The 20,108-nt window shown below is 63.6% G+C and carries 22 protein-coding genes; 11 read left to right on the top strand and 11 right to left on the bottom strand.

Features of this window, described 5'->3' with window-relative positions; genetic code table 11:
• The first annotated feature begins 86 nt into the window (after positions 1–86).
• From ACR9YP_RS05960 to ACR9YP_RS05975, 4 genes are all read left to right on the top strand, one after another.
• On the top strand, positions 87–848 hold the full coding sequence (locus ACR9YP_RS05960) for an SDR family oxidoreductase (RefSeq protein WP_438103626.1): 762 nt from the start codon (positions 87–89) through the stop codon (positions 846–848).
• A gap of 342 nt (positions 849–1,190) precedes the next feature.
• Complete coding sequence (locus ACR9YP_RS05965; protein WP_091882949.1) at positions 1,191–1,745, top strand: fasciclin domain-containing protein; 555 nt, start codon at positions 1,191–1,193, stop codon at positions 1,743–1,745.
• Between the two features lie 183 nt (positions 1,746–1,928).
• Positions 1,929–2,558: a cytochrome b/b6 domain-containing protein gene (locus ACR9YP_RS05970; protein ID WP_438103625.1), complete on the top strand. Its 630-nt coding sequence runs from the start codon at positions 1,929–1,931 to the stop codon at positions 2,556–2,558.
• 10 nt (positions 2,559–2,568) lie between these two features.
• Complete coding sequence (locus tag ACR9YP_RS05975) at positions 2,569–3,351, top strand: molybdopterin-binding protein (RefSeq protein WP_438103624.1); 783 nt, start codon at positions 2,569–2,571, stop codon at positions 3,349–3,351.
• A 98-nt stretch (positions 3,352–3,449) separates the two neighbouring features.
• Here the strand turns inward: ACR9YP_RS05975 and ACR9YP_RS05980 are convergent, their stop codons facing one another.
• Entirely contained in the window at positions 3,450–4,649 is a 1,200-nt protein-coding gene (locus ACR9YP_RS05980) for a YbfB/YjiJ family MFS transporter (protein ID WP_438103623.1), read from the bottom strand.
• Positions 4,650–4,780: 131 nt separating this feature from the next.
• On the opposite strand from ACR9YP_RS05980, the gene leuB reads away from it, so the two are divergent.
• Positions 4,781–5,893 (top strand): 3-isopropylmalate dehydrogenase, encoded by a 1,113-nt coding sequence (leuB, locus tag ACR9YP_RS05985; protein ID WP_091882962.1) that lies wholly within the window; start codon positions 4,781–4,783, stop codon positions 5,891–5,893.
• A 147-nt stretch (positions 5,894–6,040) separates the two neighbouring features.
• Here the strand turns inward: leuB and ACR9YP_RS05990 are convergent, their stop codons facing one another.
• Together ACR9YP_RS05990 and ACR9YP_RS05995 are read right to left on the bottom strand one after the other, a co-directional pair.
• Positions 6,041–6,424 carry a hypothetical protein gene (locus ACR9YP_RS05990; protein ID WP_438103622.1) on the bottom strand — a complete coding sequence of 128 codons (384 nt, stop codon included), beginning with the start codon at positions 6,422–6,424 and terminating at the stop codon, positions 6,041–6,043.
• A 156-nt stretch (positions 6,425–6,580) separates the two neighbouring features.
• Positions 6,581–7,378 carry a hypothetical protein gene (locus ACR9YP_RS05995; protein ID WP_438103621.1) on the bottom strand — a complete coding sequence of 266 codons (798 nt, stop codon included), beginning with the start codon at positions 7,376–7,378 and terminating at the stop codon, positions 6,581–6,583.
• 116 nt (positions 7,379–7,494) lie between these two features.
• Between ACR9YP_RS05995 and ACR9YP_RS06000 the strand changes: the two genes are divergently transcribed.
• Positions 7,495–8,529, top strand: coding sequence for an aspartate-semialdehyde dehydrogenase (locus ACR9YP_RS06000; RefSeq protein WP_438103620.1), 1,035 nt, complete (start codon positions 7,495–7,497; stop codon positions 8,527–8,529).
• Between the two features lie 150 nt (positions 8,530–8,679).
• On the opposite strand, the gene ACR9YP_RS06005 is transcribed toward ACR9YP_RS06000, so the two are convergent.
• Positions 8,680–9,324: a carbonic anhydrase gene (locus tag ACR9YP_RS06005; protein ID WP_438110459.1), complete on the bottom strand. Its 645-nt coding sequence runs from the start codon at positions 9,322–9,324 to the stop codon at positions 8,680–8,682.
• Positions 9,325–9,427: 103 nt separating this feature from the next.
• On the opposite strand from ACR9YP_RS06005, the gene ACR9YP_RS06010 reads away from it, so the two are divergent.
• Together ACR9YP_RS06010 and ACR9YP_RS06015 are read left to right on the top strand one after the other, a co-directional pair.
• On the top strand, positions 9,428–10,309 hold the full coding sequence (locus ACR9YP_RS06010) for an HpcH/HpaI aldolase/citrate lyase family protein (protein WP_370990641.1): 882 nt from the start codon (positions 9,428–9,430) through the stop codon (positions 10,307–10,309).
• A gap of 188 nt (positions 10,310–10,497) precedes the next feature.
• Complete coding sequence (locus ACR9YP_RS06015; protein WP_474219211.1) at positions 10,498–13,290, top strand: UPF0182 family membrane protein; 2,793 nt, start codon at positions 10,498–10,500, stop codon at positions 13,288–13,290.
• 191 nt (positions 13,291–13,481) lie between these two features.
• Here ACR9YP_RS06015 and ACR9YP_RS06020 read toward each other — a convergent pair whose 3' ends face one another.
• The 4 genes from ACR9YP_RS06020 to ACR9YP_RS06035 form a co-directional block, all read right to left on the bottom strand.
• Positions 13,482–13,901 carry a DUF6455 family protein gene (locus ACR9YP_RS06020; RefSeq protein ID WP_438103619.1) on the bottom strand — a complete coding sequence of 140 codons (420 nt, stop codon included), beginning with the start codon at positions 13,899–13,901 and terminating at the stop codon, positions 13,482–13,484.
• A 227-nt stretch (positions 13,902–14,128) separates the two neighbouring features.
• Complete coding sequence (locus ACR9YP_RS06025) at positions 14,129–14,914, bottom strand: glycosyltransferase family 32 protein (RefSeq protein WP_370990638.1); 786 nt, start codon at positions 14,912–14,914, stop codon at positions 14,129–14,131.
• A 79-nt stretch (positions 14,915–14,993) separates the two neighbouring features.
• Complete coding sequence (gene leuD, locus ACR9YP_RS06030; RefSeq protein ID WP_028174900.1) at positions 14,994–15,599, bottom strand: 3-isopropylmalate dehydratase small subunit; 606 nt, start codon at positions 15,597–15,599, stop codon at positions 14,994–14,996.
• Between the two features lie 276 nt (positions 15,600–15,875).
• Positions 15,876–16,274 (bottom strand): metallopeptidase family protein, encoded by a 399-nt coding sequence (locus ACR9YP_RS06035; RefSeq protein ID WP_438103618.1) that lies wholly within the window; start codon positions 16,272–16,274, stop codon positions 15,876–15,878.
• 197 nt (positions 16,275–16,471) lie between these two features.
• Here ACR9YP_RS06035 and ACR9YP_RS06040 point away from each other — a divergent pair, with 197 nt between their 5' ends.
• Complete coding sequence (locus ACR9YP_RS06040) at positions 16,472–16,765, top strand: hypothetical protein (RefSeq protein ID WP_249761976.1); 294 nt, start codon at positions 16,472–16,474, stop codon at positions 16,763–16,765.
• 41 nt (positions 16,766–16,806) lie between these two features.
• Positions 16,807–17,067 carry a hypothetical protein gene (locus ACR9YP_RS06045; RefSeq protein ID WP_438103617.1) on the top strand — a complete coding sequence of 87 codons (261 nt, stop codon included), beginning with the start codon at positions 16,807–16,809 and terminating at the stop codon, positions 17,065–17,067.
• Between the two features lie 10 nt (positions 17,068–17,077).
• Here ACR9YP_RS06045 and ACR9YP_RS06050 read toward each other — a convergent pair whose 3' ends face one another.
• Positions 17,078–17,377, bottom strand: a complete 300-nt coding sequence (locus ACR9YP_RS06050) for a DUF1330 domain-containing protein (RefSeq protein WP_474219212.1) — start codon at positions 17,375–17,377, stop codon at positions 17,078–17,080.
• 178 nt (positions 17,378–17,555) lie between these two features.
• Between ACR9YP_RS06050 and ACR9YP_RS06055 the strand changes: the two genes are divergently transcribed.
• Entirely contained in the window at positions 17,556–18,077 is a 522-nt protein-coding gene (locus ACR9YP_RS06055; protein WP_438103615.1) for a hypothetical protein, read from the top strand.
• A gap of 38 nt (positions 18,078–18,115) precedes the next feature.
• Here ACR9YP_RS06055 and ACR9YP_RS06060 read toward each other — a convergent pair whose 3' ends face one another.
• Positions 18,116–18,325, bottom strand: a complete 210-nt coding sequence (locus ACR9YP_RS06060) for a hypothetical protein (protein WP_438103614.1) — start codon at positions 18,323–18,325, stop codon at positions 18,116–18,118.
• A 95-nt stretch (positions 18,326–18,420) separates the two neighbouring features.
• Positions 18,421–19,827: a 3-isopropylmalate dehydratase large subunit gene (gene leuC / locus ACR9YP_RS06065; protein WP_370990633.1), complete on the bottom strand. Its 1,407-nt coding sequence runs from the start codon at positions 19,825–19,827 to the stop codon at positions 18,421–18,423.
• Positions 19,828–20,108 lie beyond the last annotated feature (281 nt).

Raw genomic sequence — 20,108 nt, forward strand, 5'->3', positions numbered from 1 at the left:
GCAACATTCCTCGCCGGCGAAGGCCGGTCAAAACCGAGGGCTGGATTAGCAAAAACCGCCCCGCAGAAGCAACGGAGACAGTTTGCATGACCAAAAACGGGAAACGCGTGGCCTGGGTTACGGGCGGCGGCAGCGGGATCGGCGAGGCCGGAGCTGAGACATTAGCTGCCGACGGCTGGACGGTAGTGGTGTCGGGCCGGCGCCAGTCAGCCCTCGATGCCGTGGTTGCGAAGATCAACGGCGCAGGCGGGACGGCCGAGGCCATTGTGCTCGACGTGTCCAACGCCACTGAAGCCCAGAAGGCGGCCGATCGGATCGTCGCCAGGCACGGTCGGATCGATCTGCTGGTGAACAATGCCGGCATCAATGTTCCCAAGCGCAGCTGGCAGGACATGGAACTGGAAGGCTGGGATAAGCTCGTCCAGATCAATCTCAACGGCGTGCTCTATTGCATGCGCGCGGTGCTGCCGACGATGCGCAAGCAGCAGGACGGAGCGATCATCAACGTCTCGTCCTGGGCCGGCCGCCACGTCTCGAAGATGCCGGGCCCGGCCTACACCACGACCAAGCACGCGGTGCTGGCGCTGACCCATTCCTTCAACATGGACGAATGCGTCAATGGCCTGCGCGCCTGCTGCCTGATGCCGGGCGAGGTGGCAACGCCGATCCTGAAGCTGCGCCCGGTGGTGCCGAGCGAGGAGGAGCAGGCCAGGATGCTGCAATCCGAAGATCTCGGCCGCACCATCGCGTTTATCGCGTCGATGCCGGCGCGCGTCTGCATCAACGAGGTGCTGATCAGCCCGACGTATAACCGCGGTTTTATTCAGACGCCGCAGAGCAGGGATTGAGGTGGGGCGCAGCCGCGAGTTCGTCATTGCGAGCCACCGGGTCCGCGCAAAAGCGCGGCCCGATGACAGGCTCCGCGAAGCAATCCAGGAATGTGTCCGCTGAGACAGTCTGGATTGCTTCGTCGCAAGGGCTCCTCGCAATGACGGTGGATCGACCACACGAAATCCCTCCCCCATAGTTTCACGCATCACAAAGAATTTTTGTTCGAAACCGCCCCGTAGACACTCCCGTAGTTCGGTCCAACGACGGCTCTGCTGCATCAGCCCACACGGTCGCAGTCGCCGTTGTTGCCAACTCAAACGCCGGCCATCGCCGGTCTCAATTCAATCGGGAGATTCTCCATGTCGAAGCGCATTGCCTATCTCGCTGCAGCCGCCTTCAGCGCCCTCGCCATCACCGCGACCGTCGTCGCGCCCGTCAGCGCCGAGGAAAAGACCGTCATGGTCGGCGGCGCCGCGATGTTCCCGTCCAAGAACATCGTCCAGAACGCGGTCAACTCCAAGGACCACACCACGCTGGTCGCGGCGGTGAAGGCGGCGGGCCTGGTGCCGACGCTGGAAAGCAAGGGCCCGTTCACCGTGTTCGCGCCGACCAATGCCGCCTTCGGCAAGCTGCCGGCCGGCACCGTCGACAACCTGGTCAAGCCCGAGAACAAGGCGACGCTGACCAAGATCCTCACCTATCACGTCGTGCCCGGCAAGCTCGCGGCCTCCGACCTCACCGACGGCAAGAAGATGAAGACCGCCGAGGGCGAGGAACTGACGGTGAAGAAGATGGACGGCAAGACCTGGATCGTCGATGCCAAGGGCGGCACCTCGATGGTGACGATCTCCAACGTCAACCAGTCGAACGGCGTCATTCATGTGGTCGACACCGTGCTGATGCCGGCGACGTAAAACCGCCCACCCCTGTTTCATCCCCCGAACAGGAGGCCTCGAGACGGCGAGCCGGGGGTGCCCGGCTCGCTTTCTTGTGACCGTGATAGCCCGCCGGTATCGATTTGATGCCGGACGGGGCGTAACGAAAGCGGAAGCATCGGCGTATAATTGCTGTCAAACGACGTTCAGGACGGAACCATCATGGCGAGCCTCACAGTCACCGAAGAGCAGGTCAGGGCCACTCCGGCCAAAGTGATCCAGCCGGTCTGGGTCCGGGTCATGCATTGGGTCAACGCCCTCGCCATGATCCTGATGATTCTGTCGGGCTGGCAGATCTACAACGCCTCACCGCTGTTCGGCTTCAGCTTTCCGCGCGAGTACACGCTCGGCGGCTGGCTCGCCGGCGGCCTGCTCTGGCATTTTGCGGCGATGTGGCTGTTGATGATCAACGGCCTCGCCTATCTCATCACCGGTTTCGCCACCGGCCGCTTCGCTAAGAAGCTGCTGCCGATCACGGCGTCCGGCGTGCTTCACGACGTCAGGGCGGCGCTGACCTTCAAGCTCGGCCATGACGATCTCACCGTCTACAACTACGTGCAGCGCCTGCTCTATGCCGGCATCATCGTGGTCGGCGTGCTGATCGTGCTGTCGGGCCTCGCGATGTGGAAGCCGGTGCAGCTCTATTACCTGGTGATGCTGTTCGGCGATTATCCGACTGCGCGCTACGTGCACTTCTTCTGCATGGCCGCGATCTGCGCGTTTCTCGTCGTTCATGTCCTGCTCGCGCTGCTGGTGCCGAAGAGCCTGCGCGCGATGATCATCGGTCGCTGAGGAGGAGAACATGGCGAAGCGCTCATTCCTGATCCCCGGCGTCGACAAGCGGCTCTTGATCAAGGACTCCATCAAGGCGATGCCTGACGTCACCCGCCGCCGCTTCATCGCGGGCGGCGCCAGCTTCGGTGCGCTGACGCTGCTCACCGGCTGCGACGTCGTCGACTCGTCATCGGCCGAGGAGATGCTGAAACAGGTCTCGAAATTCAACGACGCGGTGCAGGCCTTCATCTTCAATCCCGATGCACTGGCGCCGACCTTCCCCGAGAGCGCGATCACAAAACCGTTCCCGTTCAATGCCTATTACGATCTCGACGACGCGCCTGATGTCGATGGCAACGACTGGAAGCTCGAGGTCCGCGGCCTCGTCGACAACAAGAAATCGTGGAGCCTTCCGGAGCTGTACAAACTTCCTCAGGTCACGCAGATCACCCGCCTCATCTGCGTCGAGGGCTGGAGCGCGATCGGTAGCTGGACCGGCACGCCTTTACGCGACTTCCTCAAGCTGATCGGCGCCGACACGCGTGCGAAATATGTCTGGTTCCAGTGCGCCGACAGGGACGGCTACAACTCGCCGCTCGACATGCGCAGCGCGCTGCATCCGCAGACCCAGATGACGTTCAAATACGCGAACGAGATTTTGCCGCGCGCTTACGGTTTTCCGATGAAGATCCGCGTGCCGACAAAACTCGGCTTCAAGAACCCGAAATACGTAGTCTCGATGGAGGTCACCAACGACTACAAGGGCGGCTATTGGGAAGACCAGGGGTATAATTCGTTTAGCGGCAGCTAGGCCCGCTGCCGTAGGGTGGGCAAAGGCGCGTAGCGCCGTGCCCACCATGATTGTCACGGCGGATAAAGCGTTGGTGGGCACGCTTCGCTTTGCCCACCCTACGGCACCGATGATTTCTTCGTCCCCACCTTGCGCTGGCACAACGCCGCCACCGCCCCGAGCGCCAGCAGCGCCGCCGAGACATTCAACGCGTAACTCAAGCTCCCCAGCGCATCCGTGATCGCACCGACCACGATCGGGCCGAGCGTCTGGCCGACGCCGAACGAGATCGTCATTGCCGCAATCGCGGTCGGCCACACCTCGGGCGGATAGTTGAAGCGGACGAAGGCGGTGGTCGAGCCGACCACCGCGAAGAAGGCGACGCCGAACACCACCGCAGAGACCGCGAGCCACGCCGGCGAATGTCCGAGCATCGGCAGGGCGGCACCGAGGGCGTTGGTGCCGAGGATGATGGCGGTGGCAAGTCCGCCGCGGTCGAGCGCCAGCACGCCGCGCCAGGCCCAGGGCGTCACGAAGGCGCTGAGCCCGATCAGGCTCCAGAACGCGGCCTGCGCTGCGGCCCCGCCGCCGCCGTCGCGCACATAGGCGATCATGAAGGTCATGTAGGCGATGTAGCCGGCGCCGAACAGGAAGTAGCCGGCGAGATAGATCAGCACGGGCAGAATCGCGAACGACGCGTGGCTGCCTTCCGAGAAGCGGACGCTGCTCTCGATGCGGATCAGGAACAGCGGAATCGTCATCGCGACGGACAGCAGTGTCAGCGCCCACCAGACGATCCACCACGAGCCCGGTCCGAAATATTGCAGCGTGAACGGGGCGATCAGCCCCGAGGCGAGAATGCCGATGCCGGGCCCGGCATAGAACAGGCTCAGCAGGAAATTGGCCCGCTCCGGGCGCAACTGCGCGATGGTCGCAGCCAGCGCGCCGCCGGCGACGAAGCCGGCTGCAGCCCCCAAGCCCAGCACGAGGCGCGCGAGGCTCAGCGCGATGAAATCGCCTGTCAGCGCGCAGGTGGCGAGCGCGGCGACGCAAGCCAGGGTTCCCAGGCGGATCGCCGCCGCCCAGCCGATACGCTGGATCAGGCGGGAGGCCACCAGCGCGCCCACGAGGTAGCCGACGGCGTTGATGGTGTTCATGAAACCGGCCGCCGAGTAGGACCAGCCGAGGGTCTCCCGCATATCCGGCAGCACCAGCGCATAGGCAAAGCGGCCGATGCCGAGCCCGACCGTCGCCGCCAGCGACAAGGTCAGGATCAGCCGTGCGGGATGCGGGATGGGGGGACGGTCAGGGGCGTGCAAAGGGTACTCCGGCTGTGGGAGTGTGGCAGGCTCCATCCGCTTTGCACAGCCGGCTCCCCGGCAATGGTGTCTTGCCAAGCGCGCAACGCCGCTCTAGCACTCCGGCCGAATTCGACCTGAGAGGAACGACCATGGCGACCCACAAACTGCTGCTGCTTCCCGGCGACGGTATCGGCCCCGAGGTGATGGGCGAGGTGAAGCGGCTGATCGACTGGCTCAATTCGGCCGGGATCGCCAAGTTCGAGACCGACACCGGCCTCGTCGGCGGCGCGGCCTATGACGCGCACAAGGTGTCGATCTCCGAGGGCGACATGGCCAAGGCCAAGGACGCCGACGCCGTGATCTTCGGCGCGGTCGGTGGCCCCAAGTGGGATGCGGTGCCCTATGAGGTGCGCCCCGAAGCCGGCCTGCTTCGTCTGCGCAAGGATCTCGCTCTGTTCGCCAACCTGCGTCCTGCCGTGTGCTACCCGGCGCTGGCGGATGCTTCGAGCCTGAAGCGCGAGGCGGTCGAGGGCCTCGACATCGTCATCGTGCGCGAGCTCACCGGCGGCGTCTATTTCGGCGAGCCCAAGACCATCACCGATCTCGGCAACGGCCAGAAGCGCGCCATCGATACCCAGGTCTACGACACCTATGAGATCGAGCGCATCGCCCGCGTCGCCTTCGAGCTTGCCAAAAAGCGCAAGAACAAGGTGACGTCGATGGAGAAGCGCAACGTCATGAAGTCGGGCGTGCTTTGGAACGAGGTCGTCACGCAAGTCCACAAGCGCGAATACCCCGACGTCACGCTCGAGCATCAGCTCGCCGATTCCGGCGGCATGATGCTGGTGAAATGGCCGAAGCAGTTCGACGTCATCGTCACCGACAATCTGTTTGGCGACATGCTGTCCGACATCGCGGCGATGCTGACGGGGTCGCTCGGCATGCTGCCCTCGGCCTCGCTCGGCGAGGTCGACGTCAAGAGCAAGAAGCGCAAGGCGCTGTACGAGCCGGTGCACGGCTCCGCCCCTGATATCGCCGGCAAGGGCCTCGCCAATCCGATCGCGATGATCTCGTCCTTCGGCATGGCGCTGCGCTACTCCTTCGACATGGGCGATCTCGCCGACAAGGTCGATGCCGCCATCGCCGCCGTGCTCGCCAGCGGCCTGCGCACCGCCGACATCAAGTCGGAAGGCACCACCGCCGCCTCGACCACGCAGATGGGCGAAGCGATTCTGAAGGAATTGCAGAAGCTGCACGGGTAGAGCCGTAGCCCGGATGGAGCGCAGCGAAATCTGGGGTTCTCGCCTCGTGGATAGACTTCCCGGATTGCGCTTCGCTCCATCCGGGCTACGCGACAAAAAATGGCCGGGCGTGAGCCCGGCCATTTTGATTCGATGCCTGCGTCCGATTCAGTACAGCGGGAAATTCTGCGGGTAGCCGCCGACATCAGCGGGCGGCGAGAGCGGCTGGCGATCGATCGGGCGGTTCAGGTTCTCGCGGGCGAAGGACGGATAGCCCACCGCCGGCGGGAAGGCGTAGTCGCTGAACTTGCGGTCGCCCGGATTGACCTCGGTGCCGCCGTCGAGCCAGGAGCGCTTGCTCACATAGATGCGGGTGCGGCCCTGCTGATAGACCGCGTTGGGGCCGCTCGGTCCGTAATAGGGCCGGCCGCGCTCGTCATAGCGCTTGGTCCTGGTGTCGGCCGAAGCCGGCGACGCGAGCGACAGGGCAATGACGGCGCCCGCCGCAAGCCAGGTCGCCAATGTGTTCGCCGCAGAGAATTTCAAGCTCATCACGTCCCCTTCAGGCGGCAGGCCGCCAGTCGATTTCACCCCATACTAGCCCGGCCGGGGCGGATGCAACTAGGTCAATTGGGTCACACCAGCCCGGAATAATCGTGCGCGCCGGCAAAAGTTGCATCAATACCAGCCACTTGAGCTTGATGCGGCCTAGAGCGTCCCGCGCAATTGCGCGTTCGCGGCGCCCAGCATCCAGTCCGATGGTCCTGACGATCCCTGGGAATCGCAGGCGCGGCGCTTCAGCTCGGCATGGGCGAACAATTCCGCCAGCCTGGGTTCGTTGCCCGAGGTCAGCAGCGTCAGCCGGTTCAGCGTGCAGGCGATCGCCGCGCGCCAGGCGGGCAGGGTGTCGCCCTGGCAGGTGAAGCCGGAGATCTGGAGCGCCGGCTCCTCGCTGCGCTTGAGAAAGCCGAGGCAAGCCCGCGTCCCCTCCGCCGCGCCGACCGGCCGGAACAGGGCGACGGGGCCGAATTTGGTGTCGATCAGACCGGCCTGCTCGAGCGTGGTGGCCGCGCTCAAGCCCATCTGGACGGCCAGGTCCGCAGTCGCCGGACGGGCTACGTCGAACTCGCCGCCTTCCCGGTAGATTTCGAGCTGGGCCACGGGCTGGTCGGCCTCGCTCGCCCAGCGCAGCACGTCCCGGCGGCCTCCTTCGGGATGCCTTAGGATGATGTAAGAAGCTGTTTTCTCTGATGAATCGAGCCGGCTGACGACGAAGGCCGGATGCGAGCGGTCGGCCGCGCTCCAGCCCGGCTTGTCCGCCGGTTCATCGTCGCGCAAGTCAGGCAGCTGGCCGAGCGCCGCGAGCGCGAGGATGGCAAACAGGGCGAGCGCCCCCACATAGGCGATCAGGTGCGCCAGCGTGCCGATGACCTCGTCGGCAAAGGCTGCAAGCGCCAGATGGATCTGAGTAGGGCTAACGGCCGTGCTGGCCTCAGGCGATTGCATCCACGGCCTTCAGGCATGGTCCAACGTTGTCTTGAGGCCGGTTCTCGCATAGAAGCGCTGCTCTTCCTGTCTAAGCGTCAGCTTCGGGAACGGGCTTTTTCATCGGAGAGTGAACGATGGGTTACAAAGTCGCAGTCGTCGGCGCGACCGGCAATGTCGGACGGGAAATGCTCAACATCCTGGATGAGCGCAAATTCCCCGCGGACGAGGTCGTGGCCCTGGCGTCACGCCGCAGCGTCGGCGTCGAGGTCTCCTATGGCGACCGTACCCTGAAGGTCAAAGCGCTCGAGCATTACGACTTCTCCGACGTCGACATCTGCCTGATGTCGGCTGGCGGCTCGGTCTCGAAGGAATGGTCGCCGCAGATCGGCGCCGCCGGCGCGGTCGTGATCGACAATTCCTCGGCGTGGCGCATGGATCCGGACGTGCCGCTGATCGTGCCGGAGGTGAACGCGGGCGCGACCGAAGGCTTCAAGAAGAAGAACATCATCGCCAACCCGAACTGCTCGACCGCGCAGCTCGTCGTTGCGCTCAAGCCGCTGCACGACAAGGCGACGATCAAGCGCGTCGTGGTCTCGACCTATCAATCGGTGTCGGGTGCCGGCAAGGACGCGATGGACGAATTGTTCTCGCAGACCAAGGCCGTCTACACCAACGACGAGCTGATCGCGAAGAAATTCCCCAAGCGCATCGCCTTCAATGTCATCCCCCACATCGACGTGTTCATGGAGGACGGCTACACCAAGGAAGAGTGGAAGATGATGGCGGAGACCAAGAAGATCCTTGATCCCAAGATCAAGCTCTCCGCCACCTGCGTGCGCGTGCCGGTGTTCGTCGGCCACTCCGAGGCCGTCAACATCGAGTTCGAGACCCCGATCACAGCCGATGAAGCCCGCGAGATCTTGCGCAAGGCGCCGGGCTGCCTCGTCATCGACAAGCAGGAGCCCGGCGGCTACGCCACGCCTTACGAAGCGGCCGGCGAGGACGCCACCTATATCAGCCGCATCCGCGAGGACGCGACGGTCGAGAACGGCCTCGTGCTGTGGTGCGTGTCCGACAATTTGCGCAAGGGCGCCGCGCTGAACGCGATCCAGATCGCGGAAGTGCTGATCAACCGCAAGCTGATCAGCGCGAAAAAGAAGGCGGCCTAACGAGCTGCCGTAGGGTGGGCAAAGGCGCGCTCTTCGCGCGCCGTGCCCACCATTCTTTCCGATTCCGACAGGTGGTGGGCACGCGGAGCCTGTCATCGGGCGCGCGTACGCGCGACCCGGTGGCTTTGCCCACCCTACGAGAGCGGTGGCTTACGCCACGCTTCGCGCGTTCTTGAATTCCTTCGCGACCTTATCCAGCACGAACAGCGATCCCTCTGCGACGCCGAAATAGGCGCCGTGGGTCTGCATCTGGCCGCTCTCCACCGCCTTATGCACGAACGGGAACGTCATCAGGTTTTCGAGGCTGCGGAACACCGCGGCCTTCTCGATGCGCTCGACGAACTGCGCCATGGTCTCGTGGTTGCGCTGCTCGACCACCTCGCCGGGCTTGATGAACATCTGCATCCATTTGCCGATGAAGTCGCCCGGCGTCAGCGGCTCGATCTTGTCGACGAAGGCGCGGATGCCGCCGCATTGCGCGTGGCCGAGCACCACGATGTGCTTCACCTTCAGCACCGTCACCGCATATTCCAGCGCCGCCGAGACGCCATGTGCGTTCTCGTCGGGCTGGTAGGTCGGCACCAGATTGGCGATGTTACGAACGACGAACAATTCACCGGGGCCGACGTCGAAGATCACCTCGGGCGAGACGCGGCTGTCGCAGCAGCCGATTACCATCACTTCCGGCGACTGTCCCTTCACCGACAGCTCGCGGTAGCGGGTCTGCTCGGCCGGCAGCCGCTGGGTGGCGAACGCCTCGTAGCCTTCCAGCAAATGCTTCGGGAATGTCACCATACCCATGCCTAATCATAGACCGCAGGGGCGAACAAGCCTTTCGAATAGGCAGGCCAAATGCTATCGGCTTCGGTCAGAAGACTGACGAGGAAGGAACGCTTGCATGACCCGCCCGCGCCGCAGCCATCTGTTCATGCCCGGCTCCAATCCCCGCGCGCTGGAAAAGGCGCGCAATCTCGCCGCCGACGGCCTGATCCTCGATCTCGAGGATTCCGTCGCTCCTGATGCCAAAGCGGTGGCGCGCGACGGCATTGCCGCCGCGATCGCGGCCAAGGGTTTTGGCAAACGCGAGATCCTGATCCGGACCAACGGCCTCGACACGTCCTGGTGGGCCGACGACGTCGCGATGGCCGCCAAGGCTTCGCCGGACGGCATCCTGGTTCCAAAAGTTTCAAGCATCGAAGATCTCGGCGCGATCGACCGGAAGCTGGCCGAGCTTGGCGCCGCGCCGACCGTGAAAGTCTGGGCCATGATCGAGACCGCGCGCGCCGTGCTCCATGCCGAGGAGCTGGCCGCCGCCGGCCGCGATCCATCGAGCCGCCTTTCAGGCTTCGTGTTCGGCCCGAACGATATTTCGCGCGAGACCCGCATCAAGATGCTGCCGGGCCGCGCCGCGATGATCCCGATGATCACCCATTGCATCCTGGCAACGCGCGCCCACGGCCTCGAAATCCTCGACGGGCCCTATAGCGACATCGCCAATTCCGACGGCTTTGCCACCGAATGCGCGCAAGGGCGCGATCTCGGTTTCGACGGCAAGACGCTGATCCATCCCTCGCAGATCGATGCCTGCAACGCGATCTTCACCCCACCCGAAGAGGAAGTCGCGCGCGCGCGGAAAATCATCGCGGCGTTCGAATTGCCGGAGAACGTCTCGCGTGGCGCGATCCGGCTCGACGGCGCCATGGTGGAACGCCTGCACGCCGACATGGCTCGGCGCACGATCGAGATCGCAGACGCGATCGCGGTGATGGGGAAAGGCTAGGGCGCACGCTCAAAAAAGCGGCGTTGCTTCAGGGGACAACACGCAGCTCCGCAAGACTTCGCGCGTCCTCCCGAGGTCGGCGCGCAGCCTGTTGCGGGTATCCGCGTGTTCTAGGACTGCGGAGCAAAAAGCAGGTGCGGCGCCCCGTGACAGGCGCGCCACGTCTGTCGTTCTGCTATAATGTTACTATGACGATCGGGATTTCCGGACCCGAACGGAAGGCACCAGGGCGAAGCGCCGTGGTGGGATTCATCATCGCGGCCATCATCGCCGCGATCGGCCTGATCCTGCTCGCTCTCGTCGGCGACTTCCTGGTCGACTGGATGTGGTTCTCGTCGATCGGCTACGAACAGGTCTTCTGGACCACAATCGGCGCGAAAGCCGCCGTCTTCCTCGTCGTTTTCGCGGCGACCGCCGCCATCTTGTGGGCGAACGCGCGCCTTGCACTTGGCCTTGCCGGGCGCCGAACCCGGTTACCCGCGGCCTTCGACCCGAGGCTTGTGGCCGCTACGGCGCTGCCCGATCCGCTTGAATTCCTGCGCGAGCGGCTGCGGTGGCGCAGCATGATCGCCGCTAGTAGCGGCCTCGTCGCTCTGCTTGTCGGCTGGGGAGAAGCCGGCAACTGGAGCACTTTTCTGCGCTTCATCTATCAAGTGCCCTACGGCACCAATGATCCCTTGTACGATAAGGATATCGGATTCTACCTGTTTTCCCTGCCCGTCTTTGTGGCCATTAAGAATTGGGCGTTGCTGACACTCGTCATGAGCGCGCTGCTCGCCGGGCTTATCTACTGGGTGCACGGCGACATCGAGGACCGGGCGCAGCGAGTATCACCAGCGGCGATCTCGCACGGTTCGGCGCTTCTCGGCCTCTTCTTTGGCGTGAAGGCGTGGTCCTACAGTCTCGACCGCTATCTCCTGCTGTACGGCGACAACGGCGTGGTGGTCGGCGCAGGCTTCACCGACGTCAATGTGGAACTGCCGGTCCTGTGGCTGCTGATCGCACTTTCGATCGTCGCCGCTGTGGCGGCATGCGCGAACCTGTGGGTGCGTACCTACCGCCTCCCCACCGCCGCGATTGTGCTGCTGTTCGGCGGCGCTTTCCTGCTATCGGGCATCATCCCCGCAGTGTTTCAGCGCTTCTACGTCGGGCCGAACGAGTTGGCGTGGGAGCGGCCTTACATGGAACGCAACATTGCCCTGACGCGGGAGGCCTACAATCTCAATCGGATCGTGCCGAAGCCGTTCCCTGCGGAACAGAACCTGACCTTGAGGGCGCTCGAGGCCAACAAGGCTACCATTGAAAATATAAGGCTGTGGGATTGGCAACCATTGGCCGACACTTACGCTCAACTGCAGGAGATTCGCACCTATTACAAACTGCGCGACCTCGATGTCGATCGTTACTGGTTCGGCGATACCTACCAAAGCGTGATGATCTCAGGCCGCGAGTTGAATTCCGCGCTGCTGCCACCCAACGCGCAGACCTGGGTCAACCGCCACATCCTGTTCACCCACGGCAATGGTGCGGTGATGAGTCCGGTCACCCAGAAGAGCGGCGAAGGACTTCCGCTTCTCTATCTGGACGACATTCCTCCGGTCGCACATGGAGGTCCCGCGATTCGCGAGCCGCGCATCTATTACGGACTGCAGACTGAGGACTACGTCATCGTCAAGGGAACCGTGCCGGAATTCGATTATCCCAGGGGAAAGGACAATGCCTACGCGTCCTATGACGGCTCCGGCGGCGTGCCGCTGTCGGGCATGGTGCGGAGGCTGATCTTCGCCCACCATTTCAACGATGTGAACCTGCTGCTGTCAGACTACATCGGCGATGACAGCCGGATCATGATCCGGCGCAACATCCAGAAGCGGGTGGGCACGATCGCCCCGTTCCTCTCTCTCGATCGCGATCCCTATCTGGTCGTCAGCGAGGGCAGGATGTTCTGGATGCAGGACGCCTACACGACCAGCGATTATTTTCCCTACGCACAGCCTGCGCCCGGCTACAACCTCAATTATATCCGCAATTCAGTGAAGGTCGTGATCGACGCCTATAACGGCACCGTCGATTTTTACCTGATGGACCCAGCCGACCCGGTCGCCGCGACCTATCAGCGAATCTTCCCGGACCTGTTCAAGCCGTTCGCGGCCATGCCGTCCGATCTTCAGAAGCACATTCGTTATCCCGAAGACCTCTTCCTGATCCAGGCGCGACTTTTCCAGACCTACCACATGGAAGCTGCCGATGTTTTCTATAACCGGGAGGACCTCTGGCAATTTCCGCGTCAACCGGCCGGTGATGGCGTCTCTTCAATGGACGGCATCACCACCATGGCCCCCTATTACATCATCATGCGGCTGCCCGGAGAGGCGCAAGCCGAGTTCTTCATCATGATCCCGATGGTGCCGAGCCGCCGCGACAACATGATCGCTTGGCTTGCCGCGCGCTGCGACGAGCCCGGCTATGGCAAGCTGATCGTGTACGAATTTCCCAAAGAGAAGCTGGTCTACGGGCCGTTCCAGATCGAGGCGCGAATTCATCAGAACACGGAGATCTCCCAGCAGATATCGCTGTGGAACCAGATGGGGTCGCGGGTGATCCGGGGAAATCTGCTCGTGATCCCGATCGAGAATTCGATTCTCTACGTGTCGCCGCTGTATTTGCGGGCCGAGCAAGGACATTTGCCGGAGCTCAAGCGAGTGATTGCCGCCTATGGTGAGCATGTCGTCATGAAGGAAACGCTTGCCGAGGCCCTGTCGGCACTCTTCGTGGACAGCGGCCCTTCCCCGGCAGCGTCGGCTGTGACCGCGGAAACACCCGCCGAAGCCTCCACGGCAGCGCGCGCGCAGGAGGCGCTCACGCACTACGACCAGGCCATGGAGCGGTTGAAATCCGGTGATTGGGCAGGCTTCGGCAAAGAGATCGATGCGATGCGCGGTATTTTGGAAGATATCCGCCGGCAATCGGGTAGCCGCTGAGGTTCGCGAGAAACGCTATTTTCTGACTTGCCGGTGCAACTGCCCGCCCCGACGAGGCGATCGAATAGGATAGCGATGTCGGCCTTGAGCCCCAGCTCGGACCTCTGAACGAGGTCTGCTATAGGCTGCAGCAGAGCTCCACGCCCTCGATCTCGTAAGTACACACCCCAGCGAGATCTCCCGCGCTGGCGTCAGTGTGGCGCGACGTCGGCGCGGTCGAGCGACTCCAGCGTCGCGGCGTTGGCGCAGTAGCCGTGATAGTTCTCCGCGGCAGTGCCTTCAGCGAGATCGCGGTCGCACTGACCCTTCTGGTTGCAGAGCGAGCAGACCCGCTCCATGTCGCGCAGCAGCAGCGGCTGTGCGCGGCCGAGCCCTTCGGCGTTGATGCCGAGTTGCTCCAGCATCTTCGGCAATTCGTCGGCGGCGTGCTTGCCGTGGCGAACGAGCTCCTCCAGATCGTCAGGCGCGATCCTGAGATCGCTGGCGATCCGGTTGAAATCGGCGCGATCGAGCTGCCGCATCTCGTTCATCTCGCGGCGATGCTTCAGCCAGCCGGCAAAGGACTCGATGAGGTCCTGGACGATGGGATAGGGCCTGCTTGCGGTGCTCATGGAAAGCTCCGTTGGGGTCGTGGAGTTGGAGCAAGATTAGGCACAATGGTGCAGGAGCGCGTTGCGCTGGATCAAACTGGAAGCTCGGGGTGCTTAACCTCTCCCGCTTGCGGGAGTGGTCGGCGCGTCCCGGGCGATGCGAAGCATCGTCCGGCGCGCTTGTGGAGACACCCTCTCCCCAACCCTCTCCCGCAAGCGGGAGAGGGAGCGCACTGCCTCCGCGGCAACTACCCGAACCGCTCCGTCGCCCACGCATACAGGCTGCCCGGAATCGGCTTTTCGCCGCCGCGGCCCTTGGGCGAGATGTGCAGGCCGATGATCTCGGGGTTGGTGACGAGGCCGAGATAGCTCGAGGGGTCGAAGAACAGTTTTGGTTCGGCATGCACGGCGTAGAACGACTGCTTCGGCAACGCGCAAGCCAGCTCGCCGGTGCGGCGCGCGAGCGCGGTGAGCGCTGCCGGCCCGTAGATCGCAACGCGGATGTCGGAGAGGCGGTTCGAGCCGCCGCGCAGACGGCGCATCATGAAGGTGATGCGATGGCGCACGGACAGCCAGTTCGGCGTCAGCTCCTCCTGCTCCATCAGCTCCTCGAAGGCGGCGACGATGCCGTGCTCCGGCGGAAGGTAGATCACGGAATTGCCAAGCTGGCGCGGCCGCTCCCAGGCGAAATAGGGCTTTGCCGGATCGATCTCGACGGGCCTCAGCAGCAGCACGTCGGCGTCGAGCCACAGGCCGAGGCCTTTCGCCATCAGCTTCATGCGGAAGAAGTCGCTGAACTGCAGCGTGGTCCAGTCGCGCCAGCTGCCGTCCGGCTGCGGCGGCCGCAGCCTTTCAGAGAACGCGTGCGGCAGGATCGCCTCGGCATCCGCATTCGCGATGCCCGCGGGCAGACCGGGAATGGTGTCGAAGCTATAGACCGTGACCTTGTGGCCGGCAGCCAACTGCGAGCGCAGACAGGTCTGGCGCAGGGCGTCCATCGGGCCATGCCAGAAGGTGACGATGTCGGGCAGCATGCGCGAGCTATAAGGATAGTCAGAGCAAAGAAAAAGCCCCGGCGCCGTCAGCACCGGGGCTCGAACCAGAAACGCGATCTCAGGCCCAGGCGCGCTCGCGCTTGAGCTTGTCCTCGTAGGTGTCGATCGAGGCCTTCTTCTCCATGGTGAGGCCGATGTCGTCGAGGCCGTTGATCAAGCAGTGCTTGCGGAAGGGGTCGATCTCGAACTTGACCTTACCGCCGTCGGGGCCGCGGATCTCCTGGTTGGGCAGGTCGATCGTCAGCGTCGCATTGGCGCCGCGCTCGGCGTCGTCGAACAGCTTGTCGAGGTCTTCCTGGCTGACGCGGATCGGCAGAATGCCGTTCTTGAAGCAGTTGTTGTAGAAGATGTCGCCGAACGAGGTCGAGATCACGCAGCGGATGCCAAAGTCGAGCAGCGCCCAGGGCGCGTGCTCGCGGCTCGAGCCGCAGCCGAAATTGTCGCCGGCGACCAGCACCTTCGAATTGCGATAGGCGGGCTGGTTGAGGACGAAATCCGGATTCTCGCTGCCGTCGTCCTTGTAGCGCTGCTCGGAGAAGAGCCCCTTGCCAAGGCCGGTGCGCTTGATGGTCTTCAGGTACTGCTTCGGAATGATCATGTCGGTGTCGACATTGATGATCTTCAGCGGCGCCGCGACGCCTTCCAGCGTGGTGAACTTGTCCATGGTTGCGCTTTCCCGGATGGGTCTAGGGGAACAGGTGTTTATCGCGATCGGGGCCCGAATCCTAGGCCGAATTCGGCAGGGCTGCCTTACCTCTCCGGCTTGCGAGGGTTGAGGCTGGACTGGTGCGGGGTCGGGACTTCACCTCTCCCGCTTGCGGGAGAGGGTTCTCTCCTCTGGGGGAGTGTCCCGTTGAGGAGACACCCTCTCCCCGGCCCTCCCCCGCAAGCGGGGAGGGAGCGCACCGCCGCTGTGGTGACGCGATCAATCCGGCTCGCTCTAGTCCGCCCGAGCCTCAATCGCGGCCATATCGTCGTCCGACAGACCGAAATGGTGGCCGATCTCGTGGATCAGGACATGGCGGACGATGTGGCCGAGGGTCTCGTCGTGCTCGGCCCAATAGTCCAGGATCGGCCGGCGGTAGAGCCAGACCATGTTGGGCAGCCGCGCCACGTCGCCAAGGCTCTGCTGCGGCAGGCCGATGCCCTGGAACAGGCCGAGCAGGTCGAACTCGCTCTCGCACTCCATCTCGTCGAGGACCTCCTCGGTCGGGAAGTCGTCGACGCGGATGATGACGCCCTCGCAGAGCCTGCGAAACTCCGCCGGCAGGCGCTCGAAGATGTCATGCGCCGTCGCTTCCATCTCGGCCAGCGAGGGCGCTTTCAATTCCGTCCACATGGGCCTCTTCTAAAGCGTTTCCGAGCGACGTGGGTACGGTTCGCGTAAACTAGCGCGGGTTCCGCAGCGATGCATCCCGCTTTATAAGCGCGGCGAGGTTGACGAGCGCCGTCAAAACGGGGAGCGTGGGGCCTTAAATGGGAATGTTTCGGGTGGGCGGAAAAATGCGAGCGAAAACAGCGCTGACGCTACTGTGCATGGGGTTGTTTTTGCAGTTTTGCGTTGGCGCCCAAGCCCAAACTCAAGTCCAGACCGCTGGCCCCGAGATCCGTCTCGCCCAGGCGGCCTCACCGGACGACGTTCCCCCGCCACGCAGGCGGCCCCCGGCGCGCTTGCGCGTCACGCCCTATTACAGCCCGGACGGCGTCTATCCGCGCTACAATCCCGGTCCCGACGCAGTCCGCGTGTGCAACGCCACCTATGTGCAGGAGTACCGGCCGAGCGGCACGGTGATCGTGCCGCGTGTGAGCTGCTACTGGCGCCGCGGCTGAGGCCCGCGCCGGCGAACAACGCGGTGCCTTGTAGGATCGTCATGGCGAGATGGATCATATTCGTTGTTGCCGTTGCGCTCGCCGCCGGCCTGCCTCGCGCTTCCGCGGCGTCAAGGGCGACGATACCGGAGGCCTCGGCGGGGATCGCGGTTTTCGATGTGCGACAACAAGCGCGCGCCCATGACATTGCGCGGCCTGCTGCACGCCATGATCCACGCTATTACGCACGGCCGGTCTACTACCGTCCCTATCCCTACGGCGTGCCCGCCCCGTTCGTGTTCGGCTACGGGCCCTTCTGGTGACGCCGCCGCGTTAGCCAGCAGGCGCAAATCCCCTGACCAGCAGCACCGTCGCCTGCGCACCCGCTTTGCGATCGCGCGAGATGTCCTCGTAGTCGGGCGCATTCGAGAAGGCGAGGAACGCAGCCACATCGGGGAACGACATCATGACAAGCTTGTCATGCGGCCATACGCCTTCGAGCACGCGCGGCTGTTCGTCCGTCGCGAGCAGCTTGCCGCCATACTTCTTGAACACGTCGAAGAACCGCGCCTGATAGCGGTCATAGGCCGCGCGGTCCGTCATCTTCAATTGCGCAATCGCATAGACAGTCATTTCCAAAAACTCCTGACCTCGCGGCACTGCGTCGCATCGCGGAGCCCAGCGTCGTTCATTCATGGGGCGTTCACATCGCTCTCCTCAGTTTAATCTAGGGAGCGACCGCAATTGAACAGCGTTTGGCGCGGCCGAGACGTCGCGTCGCAATGCGCTGTCCAGATTCAGGGAGGATTCCATGCTGAGGATATTGGGTCTCAAGGCAAGCCCGATGCGCTTGCTCGGGATCGCGGCCGCCACGACATTGATGCTGTCGGCCGGCAGTGCGCGCCGTGCTGAAGCACTTACCTTGATCAATCCGGCGACGTCGCCTGGGACGAAGGCTGCGGCCGACGATCTCGTCACGCAGGTTCGCCACGGCGGCGGCGGGCACGGCGGACATGGTGGCGGTTTTCATGGCGGAGGTTTCCGCGGTGGCGGCGGACATTTTGGTGGCTTCCATGGCGGCGGCTTCCGCGCCGCGCCGGCCTTTCACGGCGGTGGCTATCGTTACGGCGGATTTCGTCACTATGGCGGCTATCATCGCTACGGGATCTATCGCCCCCATTACGGCTATCGTCACTTCCACCGGCGCTATTATTACGGCGGCTATTATCCCTACTATCACTATCCGCGCCGCTGCCGGATCATCTGGACCTATTACGGTCCGCGCCGCGTCTGCCGCTGGCCTCGCTGGCACTATCCGTACCGCTATTGGTGAGCACGATCGAAATGCAAAGGGCGCCTCAGCGGCGCCCTTTAAAGCCAATCCTTCAACTTCCACGACGCGGATTTCCACCGCATCAAATTCTCGAGCTTCCATTGCCTGAACATCGCCGGCGGCCAGCGGCTGAGCTTTGAGGCTTCCTCGACCTCGGGCTTGGCGACGACGCGCAGCGGCGTTGCGCGCCGGCGGTGCTGGCGCGTGGCCTCGCTGATCAGATCGACATATTCCGGCTTGTTGGCCATGGCTTGCGTCCTCGCGAAACCGTCGCGAGGACGAGAATGTGGGCGACGCGGATTAACGGCGGCTTGCCGTAATCGCTACAATTGCAGGGAGCAGCTTACCGCCAGTCCCTGACGTCGACGAAGTGACCGGCGATCGCGGCCGCCGCCGCCATTGCCGGCGACACCAGATGCGTGCGGCCCTTGAAACCCTGGCGGCCCTCGAAGTTGCGGTTCGAGGTCGAGGCGCAGCGCTCTTCCGGCTTCAGCTTGTCCGGGTTCATGGCAAGGCACATCGAGCAGCCCGGCTCGCGCCATTCGAAGCCGGCCTTGATGAAGATCTTGTCGAGACCCTCAGCTTCGGCCTGCTCCTTCACGATGCCGGAGCCCGGCACCACCATGGCGTTGACGTTCGCTGAAACGGTCTTGCCTTCAGCAATCTTCGCTGCCGCGCGCAAATCCTCGATGCGGCCGTTGGTGCAGGAGCCGATGAAGACGCGATCGAGCTTGATGTCGGTGATCTTCGTGCCCGCCGTCAGGCCCATATACTTCAGGGCGCGATGCTTGGAGATGCGCTTGGCTTCGTCCGCGATCTTGTCGGGGTCGGGCACGATGCCGGTCACGGAGATGACGTCCTCGGGGCTGGTGCCCCAGGTCACGATCGGCGGCAGCTTTGCGGCGTCGAGGCGCAGCTCGTGGTCGAAATGCGCGCCCTCGTCGGAGCGCAGTTTCTCCCAGTAGCGCATCGCCTCGTCCCAGGCCGCGCCCTTTGGCGCCTTCGGGCGCTCGCGCAGGAAGTCGTAGGCCTTCTGGTCGGGTGCGACGAGACCGGCCCGCGCGCCGCCTTCGATCGACATGTTGCAGACCGTCATGCGGCCTTCCATACTGAGCGCACGGATCGCGTCGCCCGCATATTCCAGGACGTAGCCGGTGCCGCCCGCGGTGCCGATCTCGCCGATGATGGCCAGGATGATGTCCTTGCCCGTCACGCCATCAGGCAATTTGCCATCGACAGTGACGCGCATGTTCTTGGCCTTCTTCTGGATCAGCGTCTGCGTCGCCAGCACGTGCTCGACCTCGGAAGTGCCGATGCCGTGCGCGAGCGCGCCGAACGCGCCATGCGTCGAGGTGTGGCTGTCACCACAGACGATGGTGGTGCCGGGCAGCGTAAAACCCTGCTCGGGGCCGATGACGTGGACGATGCCCTGGCGCTTGTCGAACTCGTTGTAATATTCGATGCCGAATTCCTTGGCGTTCTCGGCCAGCGCCTTGATCTGCTCGATGCTTTCAGGATCCGGGTTCGGCTTGGTGCGATCGGTGGTCGGCACGTTGTGGTCGACGACGGCGAGCGTCTTCTCGGGCGCGTGCACCTTGCGACCCGTCGCGCGCAGGCCTTCGAAAGCCTGCGGCGAGGTCACCTCGTGCACCAGGTGGCGATCGATATAAAGCAGGCAGGTGCCGTCCTCGGCTTCGTGCACCAGATGGTCGTTCCAGATCTTGTCATACAACGTGGTCGGCTTGGACATGAGCTTAAGCTCCGAAGAATGTGTAAGCGGATGTGCGCGCCTGGCGCGCGGGCAACAAATCGTCAGCGCAGCTTTTAGGCTGCGCGCGTAAGCTCTGACGTTGCCGAGGTCGCGAAGCGTCCGAAGAACCGGCCAGGCAGCCGCGAGCGATCGTCGATGACGATGCGCTTGACGGGGGCGAGGCTGGTCAGATCTGGAAACATTCTAGAAGCTATATAGCATGCAGCGGTAAAAGCGCGAGAGTTTCGAATTCGTCATTGCGAGCGCAGCGAAGCAATCCA

This window comes from Bradyrhizobium sp. BR14999 (assembly GCF_056106085.1).